The 17,019-nt window shown below is 39.2% G+C and carries 15 protein-coding genes; 7 read left to right on the top strand and 8 right to left on the bottom strand.

Translation table 11 applies throughout. The annotated features are described in order from the left end of the window. Window positions 1-120 precede the first annotated feature (120 nt). Entirely contained in the window at window positions 121-2,151 is a 2,031-nt protein-coding gene (locus H561_RS0104020; protein ID WP_027385848.1) for a TonB-dependent receptor, read from the top strand. 94 nt (window positions 2,152-2,245) lie between these two features. On the opposite strand, the gene H561_RS0104025 is transcribed toward H561_RS0104020, so the two are convergent. After that, window positions 2,246-3,244, bottom strand: a complete 999-nt coding sequence (locus H561_RS0104025) for a S41 family peptidase (protein ID WP_027385849.1) — start codon at window positions 3,242-3,244, stop codon at window positions 2,246-2,248. A 78-nt stretch (window positions 3,245-3,322) separates the two neighbouring features. Next, a complete protein-coding gene (locus H561_RS0104030; protein WP_027385850.1) occupies window positions 3,323-4,288 on the bottom strand; it encodes a YpdA family putative bacillithiol disulfide reductase in 966 nt (321 codons plus the stop codon). A gap of 159 nt (window positions 4,289-4,447) precedes the next feature. Here H561_RS0104030 and H561_RS0104035 point away from each other — a divergent pair, with 159 nt between their 5' ends. Then, complete coding sequence (locus H561_RS0104035) at window positions 4,448-5,086, top strand: hypothetical protein (protein WP_027385851.1); 639 nt, start codon at window positions 4,448-4,450, stop codon at window positions 5,084-5,086. Between the two features lie 9 nt (window positions 5,087-5,095). Here the strand turns inward: H561_RS0104035 and H561_RS0104040 are convergent, their stop codons facing one another. From H561_RS0104040 to H561_RS0104065, 6 genes are all read right to left on the bottom strand, one after another. Further along, complete coding sequence (locus H561_RS0104040; RefSeq protein WP_027385852.1) at window positions 5,096-6,391, bottom strand: glycosyltransferase family protein; 1,296 nt, start codon at window positions 6,389-6,391, stop codon at window positions 5,096-5,098. Between the two features lie 67 nt (window positions 6,392-6,458). Further along, window positions 6,459-9,005, bottom strand: a complete 2,547-nt coding sequence (locus H561_RS0104045) for a YfhO family protein (protein WP_027385853.1) — start codon at window positions 9,003-9,005, stop codon at window positions 6,459-6,461. Window positions 9,006-9,057: 52 nt separating this feature from the next. After that, window positions 9,058-9,285, bottom strand: coding sequence for a hypothetical protein (locus tag H561_RS0104050; protein ID WP_394330840.1), 228 nt, complete (start codon window positions 9,283-9,285; stop codon window positions 9,058-9,060). Between the two features lie 79 nt (window positions 9,286-9,364). Then, a complete protein-coding gene (locus H561_RS0104055) occupies window positions 9,365-10,417 on the bottom strand; it encodes a DUF6263 family protein (RefSeq protein WP_027385855.1) in 1,053 nt (350 codons plus the stop codon). Window positions 10,418-10,470: 53 nt separating this feature from the next. Further along, on the bottom strand, window positions 10,471-11,235 hold the full coding sequence (gene rlmB / locus H561_RS0104060; protein ID WP_034761303.1) for a 23S rRNA (guanosine(2251)-2'-O)-methyltransferase RlmB: 765 nt from the start codon (window positions 11,233-11,235) through the stop codon (window positions 10,471-10,473). A 73-nt stretch (window positions 11,236-11,308) separates the two neighbouring features. Continuing rightward, entirely contained in the window at window positions 11,309-11,779 is a 471-nt protein-coding gene (locus H561_RS0104065; protein ID WP_027385857.1) for a DinB family protein, read from the bottom strand. A 250-nt stretch (window positions 11,780-12,029) separates the two neighbouring features. On the opposite strand from H561_RS0104065, the gene H561_RS0104070 reads away from it, so the two are divergent. The 5 genes from H561_RS0104070 (at window position 12,030) to H561_RS0104090 (ending at window position 16,972) form a co-directional block, all read left to right on the top strand. Beyond that, a complete protein-coding gene (locus H561_RS0104070) occupies window positions 12,030-13,034 on the top strand; it encodes an AAA family ATPase (RefSeq protein ID WP_027385858.1) in 1,005 nt (334 codons plus the stop codon). Window positions 13,035-13,128: 94 nt separating this feature from the next. Beyond that, on the top strand, window positions 13,129-13,992 hold the full coding sequence (locus H561_RS0104075) for a DUF58 domain-containing protein (RefSeq protein WP_027385859.1): 864 nt from the start codon (window positions 13,129-13,131) through the stop codon (window positions 13,990-13,992). A gap of 91 nt (window positions 13,993-14,083) precedes the next feature. Further along, window positions 14,084-14,980 carry a BatD family protein gene (locus tag H561_RS0104080; protein WP_394330838.1) on the top strand — a complete coding sequence of 299 codons (897 nt, stop codon included), beginning with the start codon at window positions 14,084-14,086 and terminating at the stop codon, window positions 14,978-14,980. Then, window positions 14,973-15,965, top strand: coding sequence for a VWA domain-containing protein (locus H561_RS0104085; RefSeq protein WP_027385861.1), 993 nt, complete (start codon window positions 14,973-14,975; stop codon window positions 15,963-15,965). Before H561_RS0104080 ends, H561_RS0104085 begins: the two co-directional genes overlap by 8 nt. After that, complete coding sequence (locus tag H561_RS0104090; RefSeq protein ID WP_027385862.1) at window positions 15,965-16,972, top strand: vWA domain-containing protein; 1,008 nt, start codon at window positions 15,965-15,967, stop codon at window positions 16,970-16,972. Before H561_RS0104085 ends, H561_RS0104090 begins: the two co-directional genes overlap by 1 nt. Window positions 16,973-17,019 lie beyond the last annotated feature (47 nt).

The raw sequence follows: 17,019 nt of genomic DNA on the forward strand, positions 1-17,019 counted from the left end.
TTTATATTGTTTTTAAAGAACTGATGTGCTTAAATAATTTTAAAAGGGACATTAATTTTATTTATCACATTTTTAATCCTGACAGCGGCATAAGAGTACGGTTTTTGCTAGGCTTTACCGATGACAAAACTATATTTTTTACTTTCTGTTTTTTCCGGCTCACTTATATTTTCTCAACAAAGAGATTCTGCCGCACTGATTTCAGAAGTGAGGATTGATGCCTATAAGAAACCGGCCCCTTTTATGGCTTCTACAAAATCAGCGGCCGTAATTTCCGAGAATCTTTTAAACCAGAATATTCCTGAAAGGATGGTGGAATCTTTAAACCAAGTTCCGGGAGCCAGAATGGAGGAGCGTTCTCCAGGAAGTTACAGGGTTTCATTGCGCGGAAGCACCCTGAGATCACCTTTTGGGGTACGGAATGTGAAAGTGTACCTGGATGATTTTATTTTGTCTGATGCTTCTGGCAATACGTATTTTAATGTTATTTCCCCGGAACTGATCACTAGGATGGAAATTTATAAAGGCCCGGAAAGCGGGGATTATGGAGCCGTAACAGGCGGAACCATTCTGCTTCAGACCCAAAATGCAGAGCATATTTCTGCTGGCGCAGCCATTGGTAGTTATGGCATGTTTAACCAGAATTTCGGACTTTCAAAGCAGTTGGGAAAACATTTTTTTGAAATTTTTCAGAATTATTATCAGACTGATTCTTACCGTGAGCAGGCAAAAGTTCAGCGGAAACAGGTATTTCTTAAAGACAACTTTCAATATTCAGAAAAAGGTCTTTTGAAAGCCATGCTTTTATATACCGATCTGGATTACCAGACACCGGGCGGGCTGACCCTCGAACAAATGCAGGCCGACAGGCAGCAGGCAAGGCCGGGGACCAAAACCGTTCTGGGAGCTAAAGAACAGGATGCGGGAATAAGGAACAAAATGATTCTGGCCGGGCTTTCCTACGAATTTAATTTCAATCCGCATTTTTCACATTTTATTCTGGTTCAGGGTTCTTACGTGGACTTTGAAAATCCTTTTATTACCAATTTTGAAAACCGTTTTGAGAAAAACTTTGCCCTCAGGACCCATTTTAATTACGAGAAGAAGTGGGACCGCATTTCATTGGCCTACCGGGCGGGTTTTGAAGGCGGAATCAATGATATCCTGATCAGAAATTATGACAACAACAGGGGAACGGAAGGGAATCCGCAGAATTTTGATCAGCTTAAAAATATTTCCGGATTTTATTTCCTTTCGCAGAAACTCAATATTAGTGAAAAGCTTTTTACCGATATTTCGTTAAGCCTGAATTCTAATTCTTATGAATGGGAAAGGATGTACCCAGAGGCTGAAAACGGGAATGTAAGCTTTAAAAATCAGTGGCTTCCGAATATTGGGGTTACCTATCTGCTGGAAAAAGGATTTTCTGTAAGAGCCAAGATCGGAAAAGGAAATTCGGCGCCGACCAATGAGGAAATCCGGTCTTCCGATCAGCAGTTTAATGCCGGCCTCCAGCCGGAATATGGCTGGAATAAGGAAGCTGGAATCAGAAAGCAGTTCGGGAATTCAATTTTTGTAGAAGGGAGTTATTTTGATTTCAGGATGAAGGATGCTATTGTGAGACGGCAGAATGAAGCAGGGCAGGAATATTTCGTCAATGCTGGGGAGACGGTTCAAAAAGGGGTGGAAGTCCTTCTGGAATCTAAAAATTTTGATCTGAAAAACAATATTTTCAGCCATTTTAAATTCCGGTTTTCAGGAAGCTTTTATGATTTTGCTTTTGAAAATTACCGGCAGAATACCAGTGATTTTTCAGGTAATGACTTGACCGGCGTTCCTCAAACAACTGTCAATAGCTTATTGAATCTTACTTTTTTCAGAAAGTTGATGGTTGATTACTCACATTTTTATACGTCGAGGATTCCTCTGAATGATGCAAATTCCGTTTGGTCGGAATCCAGCCTGGTCGGAAATATCCAGTTCAGGTATCCGGTAGCTTTTGACAAAACAAAACTGACGGTATCATTACAGATCCAGAACCTGTATAATGAAAACTATGTCTTAGGATTTGATATCAATGCTTTCGGGAACCGGTATTATAATCCTGCAGCAAAAAGGAATTTTGTTTTTGGCGTAAGGGCTGATTTTTAAATTGAGCATATTCAGATACTCATGAAAATCTGCGTAATCATCATAATCTTTGTGAAATTATTTTTGAAATACAATTAAACGGCATATGAATCATCTACCGATTGCTGTCAATATAATTAAATGCCTTATTCAGATATGATTCGTCGGTTTTTGTTTTATCATCTGATTTTCCTATAGTGATATCAGGTGAAATCCCTTTTCCGATTTCAGCATATTCTTTACCTGTGCGGTCCACGATGTTTCCGATGGTCAATACAAGAAAAGATCCGTCGGATAATTTATATTCCTGATTTCCGGAGGTGAGACCCTGTGTATTGACACCGATCAGCTTTACATTTTTCTGTCCGACAAATGCAGCTGTGATAAATTCTGCCGAGCTGCCGGTTACTTTATTGATCAGTACGGCAATAGGCATCTTTATCTGTTTGGGTTTTTTTTCTTTCAGCTGGAAAAGCTGGGTTGCGGTCCGGCCTTCGTAAAATTTCCCGTCTTTGTAGTTGAAATATTCAACGGTTCCTTCCGCATCTTTGGTCCCTACGATATTCTTATGGTCGAAGAACGGCGCCACGGCAGCGTACATGGGATATAGCATTCCTCCGTAATTGTCTCTCAGGTCAACGATCCAGCCTTTGGGATTCTGCTTTTGCAGTTCATTCAATTTCAGATAAAAAGTATTGATGTATAAGTTCCAGTCATCCTTATTGAACGACCCGATATTGGGTAAGCTGATGTAAGCATACCTGTTCTCCAGCATTTTACTTTCAATGACCGGAAACTCCTGGCCGGTGGCTTTGTAGCCTAAGGTGTAGGCTCTTACCATCTCTTCAGGATAAAATTTAGAATGCGCATCATCTAACGAACCTAATGCTTTTTCTAAAACAGGATAAGTTTCTTTAATGGTCTTTGCTTTTGACGCATCGTTTAATGCCGTACTGTACAGTTCTTTCCACTTTACCTTTGATTTATTGACTGATTTCTTCTGCATAATATTCAGTGCTTTGGTAAGATACCTTTGAATACTGTCTTCCTGTGCCGAAACCTGAGACGGGAGAAATGCAGCAATGAAAATGAAAGTAATTAAAAACTTATTCATCTTGAAAATTTTATTTTATAAAGATAGTTTTTTGTAATTATCTGCAGCTTGTCTCTATTGAAATGATGATGTATACCATCAGTATGCTGAAACAATATGCTGAACAATCATTTTCGCATGAATCCTTGAGTTTTCTATAAACCAGAGATGGGTATCTTTTCCGCCGCAGACCACACCAGCAAGATAAAGGTTTTTTACGTTGGTCTCCATAGTTTCAGAATCATACAAAGGGTTTAAGCAGTCGCCCTGCAGTTCGATGCCTGAGTTTTTTAAGAAATTAAAATCAGGAAGGTAACCGGTCATGGCCAGTACAAAATCATTTTCAATTTCACTGATTTTCCCCTTTTCATTTCTGAATATAACAGAATTTTCTTTGATTTCAATTAACTGAGAATTGAAATGAGCCGTGATGCTTCCTTCAGTAATCCTGTTTTCAATATCAGGCTTCACCCAATATTTTACATTTTCGGAAATTTCAGAATGGCGAATGATCATCGTGACTTCAGCTCCTTTGCGGTAAGTTTCCAAAGCGGCATCCACCGAAGAATTGCTGGAGCCCACGACTACAACTTTCTGCCTGGCATAAGGATAAGGTTCTGTATAATAATGTTTCACTTTAGATAAGTGCTCTCCGGGAATATCCATTAGGTTCGGAATGTCGTAGAATCCTGTTGAGATAATAACATTCTTTGCCCTGTATTTTGATTTTGAGGTTTCAATTTCAAAAATCCCGTCTTTTCTGGTGATATGTAAAACCTTTTCATATAAATTGATATTAATATCTTTCTGTCTTGCAATGCCCTGATAATATTCAAGAGCCTCCTGTCTCCCAGGCTTCGGAGCTGCTGAAATAAACGGAATTCCGTCAATTTCGAGTTTATCCGCGGTGGAAAAAAATCTCATATACAAGGGATAATGGTACAGTGAATTAACAATTGTCCCTTTTTCGATAATAATATAGCTAAGATTGTTATGCTTTGCTTCCAGTGCGCAGTTCAGACCTATAGGCCCGCCCCCGACAATAAGGATGTCCAAAATTTCCATAAAACAAATTTAGTTAAAAAGACGGTTAAGTAAGATAAATGCCAATTAGGTGGTGAGATATTTTATTCATCATGGATATTGTTTGATCGGTTAAACCACTTCAGGCTTAGTTTGGATTGGCATCGGTTTTGGTTAATTTAAATCTATCTAAATACTAACATGAAAAAAGTCTTTATTTCAGTACTCATTCTGAGTATAACAGGCTGCAAAAAACAATCTGATACTTTCGTGAATAATGGAACAACAGATTCTATCCTGAAAGATCAGCCTGGCTATTTAAGCAAAGATAATACAGCAGACAAGGAGACCGTTTTAAAAAATAATAATGAAAATATCGTTCGGCTGTTAAAAGATAAACAATATAGTAAACTGGCTGATCTTATACATCCGGTAAAAGGAGTGCGTTTTTCCATGTATGCTTTTATAAACCCTGAGGAAGATAAAGTTTTTTCAAAGCCGGATTTTCTGAAATACCAACCTACAAAAACCATTTTTACCTGGGGAACAATGGACGGATCAGGAGATTTATACCAGGCCACAATTAATGAGTATCTCACAAAATGGGTGTATTCAAAACACTTTGCAACAGCAAAAGTTTCATTCAATGAATTTCAGGGTGGTAGAAATTCACTGAATAATTTAAAGAAAATATACCCCAATGCAGATTTTACAGAAAACTACATCAAAGGGTCAGGGTCCGATGCCGAAATGGATTGGAAATGCCTGCGTCTTGTATTCGAGGAATTTCACGATACCTATTATCTGGTAGGTATCATTAATGACCAGTGGACGATTTAAATTTGGTTTTTACTTTAAAATTTCAGCCAGCTGTTTCGTCAGGTTTCTTCTTGAAAACTGGTCAATATTCTGGTCAGTTCCGGTAAGGCTGCCGTTTTTCCACAATTCGAATTTCTCTAAAATAAAAGCTTTAACGGTTTCAGCATCATGATAGCCGAAATGTTTTCCTGCTTTAGTCTCATTTAATATAGTTGATACATCTGCCTCACGGGGTCCAAACGAAATAATCTGTTTTCCCGTAGCCAGGTATTCGAAGATTTTTCCGGGAATAATCCCTTTTGAAGATTCATTAGGGAAATTAGTGATCAGTAAAAGCGAAGATTTTTCCATTTCTTCCACCGCTTTGTCATGAGAAAGATATCCTAAATTTAAAATATGGGCTTTTAAAACTGAATTTTCAAGGGCACTTAAAATTTTATCGTCAATTCTTCCTGCAAATTTAAGCATAAAACTTTCAGCAAAATCAGGATTGGTCCGGATCAGATCATTCAAAGCATGCCATAGATTTTCAGGATTTCTCAGCTGTTCCAGTACTCCAATGTAGCTTAGGGTAAACTTTTCTTCCTTCAATGCAGTATTTGATGATTTTTCCTGAGCATGCATTTCATCGAAACCGTTCGTAATGCATACGGCATTAGCCCCGTTTTTACGGAAATTTTCGGCATCAGTATAGCTTGTGGCGAGTATAATATCTGCATTTTTAAAAACCTCACTTTCCAGCTTCCTATGTTTTTTATCAGAACCTCGGGTAAGTTTCAGGTGTTTATAATAAGAAATTTCCGTCCACGGATCACGGAAATCGGCAATCCACTTGATGTCCGGCAATTGTTTTTTAAGGTTTAGACCGATGAGGTGCAGCGAATGGGGAGGCCCGGAGGTGACCACAACATCGATTTTATTTTCTTTAAGGTACTTTTCTAAAAATGTAACGGATGGCTTTACCCAAAATACCCGGGCATCGGGAATGAAAAAGTTTCCCCTTACCCAGATAGAAAGCCTGGATTTCCAGCTCTGGTTTTTCCCGACATCAAACTGCCCGGCTTTGAACTTTTTATTGCTCTTGTTCAGCTTTTCAGCCCACTGATAAGGCTCCCATATTTTCGTTTTAACAATTTCAATATTTTTGGGAACTTCCTTCATCAGGCTTTCATCCGTTAAAGGATAGCTTGGATTTTCCGGCGTATAAATAACCGGTTTCCATCCGTATTCAGGTAAATATTTAGCAAACTTCAGCCATCGCTGGACACCGGGACCTCCCGCAGGAGGCCAGTAATAGGTGATGATAAGGATCTTTTTTAGTTCCATTAATTAAGCATTCTGTTTCACTCATTCTGATCCGTCAATGGATAATAGAGAATGAGATTGTGCAATATCACTGCTTTTCAGTAATGATTTCTTTTCTTTTATTTGTTCTTCGGTACATAAAATAAAGTCCGAAACCGCTCAGCAGGATAAATAACCCGAAGCACAGGAGAGAAATCCATTTCCCGGTTTCAATAACCTGAGGCTCGAAAATCATCCTGATTGTATGGCTTCCGGCCGGAACGTGTACGGCACGCAGTAAATAATCTGCTTTGATATAAAGAACTTCTTTGTCGTCAATAAACATTTTCCAGCCATGAGGATAATAAATCTCGGAGAATACAGCAAGCTGTGGAGTTTTTGACTGAGATTTGAACTCCAGTTCATTCGGCTGGTATCGCGTTAAATTAATAAATGCTGCAGCATCCGGCTGAACTATTTTTCCATCGAAATACTTTTTATCGGAAGAGGCGATAATGGCTGTCTTTTTACTGTCGATGATACCGATTGCTTTAATTTCCTGATTAGGCGACTCTGCGAATTTCAGGTCACTTACAAACCATGCGTTTCCATTGGCTTTCGGATTCGGAATGGCCTGGGGCTGTTCAGGTCCGCCGACTACCCAATATTTTGCATTCAGAAGATTCAGGATATTCGGAACTTTTACGGAATCCATCACCTGGAAGTATTCATTGATCACATCGTCATACCTTCTTAATTTCACCGCGTGATACCCGCCGATGGAAGATTTAAAATAGGATGTATTGGTTTCACTGAATGTTCCCAAAATATTGTTAAAGATCCTGTAATGGGTCTTGTCTTTTTCAGCAACCGTTTCAAGGGTTTTGTTAACATTTACATTGGCCAGGATAGATTCCAGATTAGGGTTTCCCTGCACTTTTTCCGCTAAAAGATCTGAACTTTCGGTCTGGAAAGGATTTTCTGCAAAAACCTTATCTACATAATTTTCGTCATTCAGGTAACGTTTGTTTACCGTCCAGAGATCAAAAAGGCTTACTGCACCGATGATGATCAATGCGATGTTCTGCCTGAGTTTTTTCTTCAGGCTTAAGAACAGAACTGCAGCTGCAATGGACACATAGATAAATGCCTTAAGCGCATCAGCTCTAAACAGCTTGAATCGTTCATCCACCAGATAATCCAGCAGGAAAGGAGGCAGGTAGGTTTTTTCATTATCGGTATGAAAACCTAATAGGGACTTTCCAAAAACAACAAGAATCAGGACCAGGCCTAAAGTTCCACCGCTTACATACAGTAGGATCTTCTTTTTATATTCTTCCGTTAAGGTAGAATCAGTAAAGAACCGGTATAATCCGATGATGGCAATTAAAGGGAATAGTAATTCTACCACAACCAGTATGGAAGATGGTGCCCTGAATTTATTGTAAAACGGAACAAAATCAATAAAGAAATCTGATAAAGGCATAAAGTTGCTTCCCCAGGCTAAGAAAATTGTGAGTATCGAAGCCCCGAGGATCCAGTATCGGTATTTTTTCCAGGCAAAAAAGAATCCTAAAACGGCCAGAAAACATACAATGGCTCCCTGATAGGCTGGGCCTGACGTTCCCGGCTGGTCTCCCCAGTAGGTTAAATTTCCGAATCCTTTTGAAACCCGGTCCATTTCAGCCTGTGAGCCTACATTTTCCTGAACCATGGCCTGCACTTTCTCCATCATTTCTTTTCCTTCCGGCTCCTGGCTTCCGCCGCCCATTAATCTCGGGATGAAAAGGTTCAGGGTCTCCAGCTTACCGTAGCTCCACATCAGCATACTTTCCTTATCCATTCCTGAAGTTCCTCCGGTATGGTTGTCGTTCGTTAAGATCTGCTTTCCACGGACGGTTTCTTTGATGTATTCGGAATTCGCCATGATCCTTTGCGAATTCATTCCTACTCCGATTAAACAGGAAGCGGCAATGATCCCGGATGAAATTAAAAAATGCTTTACCGTAACTTTTTTCTGGATCGTCCGGATGAGTTCGGACAGGAATAAAAATCCTAACGCCAAGAAAAGATAATAGGTCATCTGCGGATGGTTTGCTGCTACCTGAAGCCCCATAAACAGGGCAGTGACAATAAAGCCCCAAATATATTGTTTCCTGATGTACACCAGTAAAATACCGGCTAACAGCGGTGCAAAATATTCAATGGTATTGATTTTACCGTTATGTCCTGCTGCAATGGCAATATAAAAATAGGTGGAAAGCCCAAAGAAAGTGGCTCCTAAAAGTGCATATTTCCAGTTTCTGACGACGACCATTCCTAACAGGAAAAAACCGCCGAAAAGGAGAACAATGTAATTAACCGGCCTGGGAAGAAAATTCAGCTTGGAATCTACATTTTTAATAATGTCCCCTTTAAACTGGCTTCCCATCTGGTAGGTCGGCATGCCCCCGAACATAGAATCACTCCAGTAAGTTTCATTATCAGTATCAGCCCGGTAATCAAGCAGCTCTTTGGCCCCGCCGCGATACTGTACGATGTCATGCTGGAAAAGCTGCTTTCCGCTGATAACAGGATTGGCATAAACAAAAGCAAGAATGATGAAAATCACGAAACTTGCCAGAATGAAAACCAGGTTTTTATTTTTCTTAAGCATAATGCATTTAATTTGAGAACCCTTTCAGTATTAAAATACTGAAAGGGCCGGGCTATTTATTTTTATCTTCCTTGATCTCTTCATAGTCCACTGTTTCAGCGTCCCAATTGAGTTTTTTATTGATCTGATCTGAGTTTTGTAGGTCTTGCTGTTTGGCACTGTTGTTTTTATTGCCGAACACATAACTGTGAAAAGTTTTAAAGAAAATTCTCTTTAAAATATTCCACACAAAATAAATAATGATAGTAATGAGTATAAACTCAAAAATGTACTTCATGATAAATAAATTGTTTACAGGTTTGAAGATTAAAGTTCATGGTCTCAGTTCCTTTTCTCAAACTCTAATAACGCTCTACCTTTTATTTGGAAGACGGATTTACCATTACGGAAGAGTTGGAAACACTTTTCATGGACTGGGATTCTTTTCCGTTCGAAATGGTTTCGATCTGGGTTGTTTTTACAGAAATATTCTGATTGTTAATCCATCCTGTATTCTGGTCAAACTTAATCGTTCCGTTTTGCGCCAGTTCACTGCTTAAGCTGTGGGTAACCTCTCCCTGGTTCTGTTTGTCTACTTTTTTAGGAATTCCCCCGGTTACTGAGATTTCAGCGATCCCGTTTCCTACGCTTTTTAATTGATAATTTGAGTTGACTTTAACTTTACCCTGGGCATCGGCATTTTCACTGCTGGTCCATTTTTCTCCAACTTTTACTCCTTTTTTAGGGATAATCGTTAAGTTTTTATTAAGCTGATCCTTCAGTACTTTTTCATTGAACGTTTCTTTCAGGCTTGCCACCACACTGGCTTTCTGATTGGCATCTTTTATCAATGTGCCGACCGCATTGGAAACTTTTGTGTAAACAGCATCAAAACCTGTAATGGAGATTACGTTCCCTTTGGTATCCATCTTCATATTCAGTTTGTTTCCGGTCAGTGCTTTGTTGATGTTCCAGATCATTTTCAGGTCATCCTCTTTCGGAATCGGTAATTTGGTGTCCACCACAATCGTTTTTCCGTCGGCCGCCTGCGAATTTCTTTTAGCGATCAGGTTTAAAGTCATATCATACACATTCCCTTTGATATCATTAACTGTAAACGACATTTCATCCGTAGATTCGCTGGTTCCGTTTAGGGTTTTACCTTTAGGATCGGTCATTGTTTTGGTATCTCTCTGATATGTTGTCAGAGGATAGGTTTTCCCCTTTTCCAGTTTAAAAGTCTGGGTGTAAATTCCTGCAGAATCTTTAATAGCCGGATTTTCTTCCACTTTTGCCACGGAATCAGCCGGAACTTCTACTGTAACGGTTTTTCCTGTTTTAGGATCTACTTTTGTAATTTTCGTCGTTTCTTTCTTATTACATGAAACCAATGCTATGGCTGAAATAAGCGCTAATGCTGCTATATTTTTCATTTGATTTTTTTAATTTGTATTACTTCTGATTTTATCCAAACTGCCGATCAATACTAAAGACCTGAGTTGACCGTCATTTTCTGTCTTACCGCTTCATACAAAATGGCTCCGCAGGCTACGGAAACATTCAGGGACTGGGTTTTTCCTTCAATCGGTAACTTTATTTTCTCATCTGCATGGTGGAGAACTTCTTTTGAAATTCCTGTTTCCTCATTGCCCATCACAATCGCACAGGGCTCTGTAAAACTGACATCATAAATCAGTTTCTGGGCCTTTTCGCTGGCGGCAAATACGGAAATTCCGCTTTGCTGAAGGAAATCCACTACATGAGCGAGATTAGGCTCTTTACAGATTTTAATATTGTAAATACCTCCTGCAGATGTTTTTATGGCATCCGAATTAATCGGGGCGGCCCCTTTTTCAGGAATGATCACCGCATCAACTCCTACACATTCTGCCGTCCTGCAGATGGCTCCGAAATTTCTGACATCGGTCAGCCGGTCCAGGATTAATAAGAAAGGAGTTTTCCCTTCTTCAAAAAGCTGAGGGACAATGTCTTCTATTTTGTGAAAAGGAACGTCTGAAATAAAAGCAACCACGCCCTGGTGGTTTTTTCTTGTAAAACGGTTCAGTTTTTCAACAGGAACGTAGTTGGGACGGATTTTATTTTTGGCTAAGATGGTTTTAAGCTCAGCGTAAATATCTCCCTGCAAAGCATTCTGCACGAATACTTTATCAATTGTTTTCCCTGCTTCAATAGCTTCAATGACGGGACGCAGCCCGAAAATAAAATCGTCCTTTTTATCGTTGTTATCCATTAATATTCTTTTATAAATTGTTTTCCGGAATAATATCCGTAAATAATATTTTCTTCTTCTACACTCTTTGTCACTAATACTTTTCTCCTAAAATGGCCCTTTTCTGGGACATAAGGTATCCGTAATGCTGGCATTCATGCATATTGTTAAAAATGATAGCATCCTGAATGCTTTTCAGGTCCATTCCAAAACTGGTGGTATAAGGCGTGTAATCTGAAAAGAAATCACTGTCATAATCTCTCATCAGAGTTTTTGATGTTTCAATGAGTAAAAACTCAAGATCCTCTACTTCTGATTTCTGAACATTCAGATTCGGTAATGTACCTTTTTTGTAAGTTTCAATCCAGTATTTGTCAATTCTGAAAGGATTTCCACTGAGGTAATAATGCAGCAGCTGCTGAGTGGCAACGGTATGGGCAATGTTCCAGTACATATTATTGTTAAAGCCGTCCGGAATCAGAAGCAGATCTTCATGCGAAGTATTCTGTAAAATATCCAGAAGGTTTTTTCTTACCTGCCTGTGCGCTTGAAAATGATAATTCATTTTGCAGAATTTTAATCACCAAAAATAGTTTAATAAACTGGAAATGACAATTTTTAATCAGTTAATGAAATTAAATTTATATATTTTTATGAAAAAGCCAGATAATTCATCTAATTTATAATTGATAAGCCAATTTAGAATCCTGCATCGATACTGGAATATTTAACAAACTTTAACTTAAATATGGCATTAATTGTGTTGATTAATGCAGGGATTTATTGGAAATTTACCCATTATTTTAAATTAAGCTATGTCAGAGATTAATCAGGCTGAAGATATCCGTCAACTTACGGAACAGATAAAGGAAGCGAACTATTATTTTTCCCGTCTTCGACAGGAAATCAACAAAGTTATTATCGGGCAGGAATATATGATAGACCGCCTTTTGGTAGGACTTCTCGGAAATGGGCATGTCCTTTTGGAAGGGGTCCCGGGACTGGCTAAGACATTAGCGATCAAAACTCTGGCAGAAGCGGTAGACGGTGAATTTTCAAGAATTCAGTTTACCCCGGATCTGTTGCCTGCGGATGTGGTGGGAACGATGATCTATAGCATTAAAGATAATGATTTTTCAATCAAAAGAGGACCGGTTTTTGCAAACTTCGTGCTTGCGGATGAAATTAACCGTGCTCCGGCGAAAGTACAGTCGGCTCTTTTGGAAGTGATGCAGGAAAAACAGGTAACCATTGGTGATGAAACCATGAAGCTTCCGAAGCCTTTTCTGGTATTGGCTACACAAAACCCGATCGACCAGGAAGGTACATATCTTTTACCGGAAGCCCAAAGCGACCGTTTCATGCTGAAATGTACGATTGATTATCCGAAATTTGAAGATGAAAGAACCGTAATGAGAATGGTTTCCACTTCACATCAGCCTGTTGTAAAGCCGGTTATTTCCCTACAGCATATTGTAGAGGCAAAAGAGTTGATCAATCAGATTTATCTTGATGAAAAGATAGAAAAATATATTCTGGATATGGTATTTGCGACCCGCTATCCTGAAAACTACGGTCTTGCCGAACTTAAGAATTATATTGCCTTTGGTGCTTCACCAAGAGCCTCCATCAATCTTGCCATTGCATCCAGAGCATACGCATTTCTGAGAGGAAGGGCTTTTGTTATCCCTGAAGATGTAAAATCGCTGGCTAATGATGTGTTAAGACACAGGATCGGTTTAACCTTTGAGGCAGAAGCGGAAAACATATCTACAGAAGAAATCATCAGCAGGATTTTAGCGAAAATTCAGGCTCCATAATTAATGTAGCAATTTAATAATGTAACAGTTTACCAGTTTAAGGTTTGAAATAAGATTGTTATATTATTACACTGTTATATTTTACATTTAAGTTATGCAGATAAAAGATATTGTAAAAAAAGTCAAACAGATAGAAATCCGTACCCGAAAGAAGACGGAGGCTTCTTTGATGGGACAATATCACAGTGCTTTCAAAGGTCAGGGCATGACTTTTTCAGAAGTCCGCCCATACCAGTTCGGTGATGAGATCCGGAGGATCGACTGGAATAAGACCGCCCGTTTCCGGGAGCCGTTCGTTAAAGTGATGGAAGAAGAGCGGGAGCTTACCATGATGCTGATTGTGGATATTTCTGCGTCAATGGATTACGGGACGAAAAATCAGCTTAAAAGGGAATATGTAGCAGAAATTGCGGCAAGTTTGGGTTTTTCAGCAGCTGGCAACAACGATAAAGTAGGCCTGATTTTATTTGCCGATAAGGTGTATAAAGTGGTTCCGCCTCAAAAAGGAAGAAAGCACATCCTCTCCATTATCAGCAATATTCTGACCGCTAATTATGTACCTGCCGAATCAAAAATAGAAAAGGCACTGGAGTACATGATGGGGATTTTCAAAAAAAAGTCACTGGTTTTCCTGTTTTCTGATTTTGAGGATAACTATGATTCCAAAATGCTGAGGGTAGCCTCTAAAAAACACCAGCTGCTGGGCTTGAGGGTATTCGATGAAAAAGATAATGAAATTCCTGATGTGGGATATACTTTATTGTATGATGCGGAAACAGGGAGACAGGTTTGGGCCAATACTTCAAGCACACGCTGGAGGTATACGTTTGCCGAGGCTCAGAAACAGAAATTAAAAACGCTGGAAGAAGATTTCGCGAACAGTTCAGCCAGCTTTATAAATATTAATACGGGATCGGATTATTCGAGACTGTTATATAATTACTTTCAGAAAAAATAAATACATACCGGCCTGACATTTAAACAAAGATTAATTCTTAAAATTATTCTTCGTTAGAATGGCAATGCGATGTTAAAATTTAACAATACGATTGAGAAAACTATTATTTATATTTTGTTTTTTAGTCTGTGCGAATGCCTTCTCACAGATTCTTTCTTCCAGCGTTGAGAAGAAAACCGTTGCTTTGGGTGAAGTGAACCACATCGTTGTAACCATCAATAATCTTCATAACGAGAAAGTTTCGGCGGCTCCTGAAAATGAACTGCTGCCTTTCCATTTTGAAGAGGTCAAAGACAGTATTGCACAGACGCAGGATGTATATTACAGAAGAATTGATTTTGCTGTATTCGATGAAGGTAAATTTACCATACCGGAACTTGAGTTTAAGGTAGGCGGTAAAATATTAAAAACCATCCCTTATGAAATCGAAGTGATCAATACTGCTCAAAAGGCAGATCAGATCAACGATATCATGAACAATAAAGAAGTAAAGCTTGAGGTCACGGATTACTGGCAGCTGTATAAGTTTTATATTCTGGCCGCAATTGCGGCAATAGCCCTGATTATTGCGATTATTATGTTTGTGAAGTATGGCAGAAAATCCAAAGATTCACCTGTTGTTGCCACCAACCAGACCCTGAAGGAACTGGATTCCCTTAAAAAGAAAAAATATGTGGAAAGCGGAGACTACCGTTTGTTTTATGTAGAACTGATCGATATTTCTAGGAAATTCATTGCCAAACAGTACCGGTTACCTGCCGATGTCCTGCTTACGGATGATCTTATTGACCTGATGAAAAAAAACAATACGATCTCCCAAGAGAATGAAAAAGTAATAGAGGATGTTTTTGTAAGAGGTGACCTGGTGAAATTTGCAAAGACCTTCCCTGACCAGCAGATCATGGAAAAAGATTTTGCAGACATCAGAAATTTTGTAAAAAGATCATCAAAGGATCTCGAATTTGAAAACCTGAGGAAAGATGTTTGATTTTGAGTTTTACAGTCCGTGGTTTTTACTGCTTTTCCTGTTGTTTATCCCATTGATGTTCAGGGATGTAAGCAAACAGAAAAGAAATGGCATCAAGGTGCCGACGGTTAAGAATATGTCTGACAGCAGCGGCATCCGTGTGGTGATGTTTCTCCTTAGAATTTCCAAGTATATCATACTTTCTGCTCTTATCATTGCGATGGCTAGGCCAAGAACTTTTACCATTTCCCAGGACAGGGATGACACAAAAGGGATTGATATCATGCTTTCCGTAGACGTTTCTTTGAGTATGCTGGCAAAAGATCTTACCCCGGACCGTTTAACAGCCCTGAAGGATATTGCGATAAAATTTGTTGAAAAACGGCCTAATGACAGAATCGGTCTGGTAACCTATTCCGGAGAAGCATTTACAAAAGTTCCGGTAACTTCTGATCACCAGGTAGTCGTCGATGAATTACAAAACCTAAACCCTTTGGAATTACAGCCCGGGACAGCTATCGGAGAAGGGTTATCAGTGGCCGTTAACCATTTGAAAAACAGTAAGGCAAAAAGTAAAATCATCATCCTGATGACCGATGGTGTCAATACCATCGAGAATGCTATGCCACCGGCCATTGCGGCGGAACTGGCAAAAAATAATAATATTAAAGTTTATGCTATCGGTATCGGAACGAACGGATATGCTTTAATGCCTACTCAGACCGATATTTTCGGGGACCTCGTTTTTACGGAAACGGAAGTGAAAATCGATGAGCCGGTTCTAAAGGAAGTAGCCCAGATGACCGGCGGGAAATATTTCAGGGCAACCTCTAACAGCAGCTTGGAAGAAGTGTATGATGAAATCAATCAGCTGGAAAAATCGGATGTCAAAGTTTCCAGGCTGTTCAATTATCAGGAATATTTCAAAATTTTCCTCTGGATTGCTTTGGGGATTCTGTGTATAGATGCATTATTAAGATGGGTGTTTTATAAAATTTTAAGCTGATGGAGTGGTATTTGGGAAATTATTGGTATTTGTTACTGCTGTTGCTTTTACCGCTGCTGGCTGTTTTTTTAGTCCGATACCTGAAATGGAAAAATAAAAGAAAGCAGGTTTTTGCTGATATTCAGTTTCATGAGCATCTGTTTGAAAAAAGATTAGGCTTTACTAAGTTTTTCCCTGCGCTGTATATACTGGGGACTTTATTCTTGATTTTTTCCATCATTGATCTGCTGAGCGGCTCAGAAGAAATCAAAACCAATCAGAAATTAAATAATGTTATTTTCATGCTGGATGTTTCCAATTCCATGAATGCGGAAGATATTAATCCAAGCCGTCTGACGGAAGCCAAGAACCTGATGATCCAGACCATGCAGAAGATGAAAAATGACAAAGTCGGAATCGTGATTTTTGCAGGAGAGGCAAGTTCGATCATGCCTTTAACCACAGATTATAATTCTGCAGAAACATACATCGGCGGAATTGAGACCAATTCCATGCAGATTCAGGGAACCGATTTCCTGAACGGCATGAAAAGCGCCGTCGGGAAATTTAAAAACGTAAGTAAAAATACACGGAAAGTTGTGCTGCTAAGTGATGGGGAAGACAATGAAGGAAATGATGAAGCGGCTATAAAACTAGCTGATAAAGAAGGAATAATGATTACTTCCGTGGGCATAGGATCTGATGAAGGAGCACCGATCCCGGAATATCAGTTCGGTCAGCTGATGGGGTATAAAACGGATGTATCGGGGCAGACCGTGATTTCAAAAAGACAGACTGCAGCATTGAAAAAAATGGCGGAATCAACCGGTGGTTCCTATATTGACGGAAACAATATCAATGAAACTCCGGATAAAATTATCGATGCCCTGCAAAAGAAATCAGGTTCTTCTGAAACATTGGTGAAATCACAGAATGCCAATCACTACTATCAGTATTTTCTGATGGTTTCGATATTTTTCTTCATGCTGATTTACATTTTTAATCCTAAAAGGGATTTAAATGTGTAATCTCATGTGGTATGCAGGCTGTAAAACGGTGATTACTTTAACCCAAC

This window comes from Chryseobacterium gregarium DSM 19109 (assembly GCF_000430845.1).
GTDB lineage: Bacteria > Bacteroidota > Bacteroidia > Flavobacteriales > Weeksellaceae > Chryseobacterium > Chryseobacterium gregarium.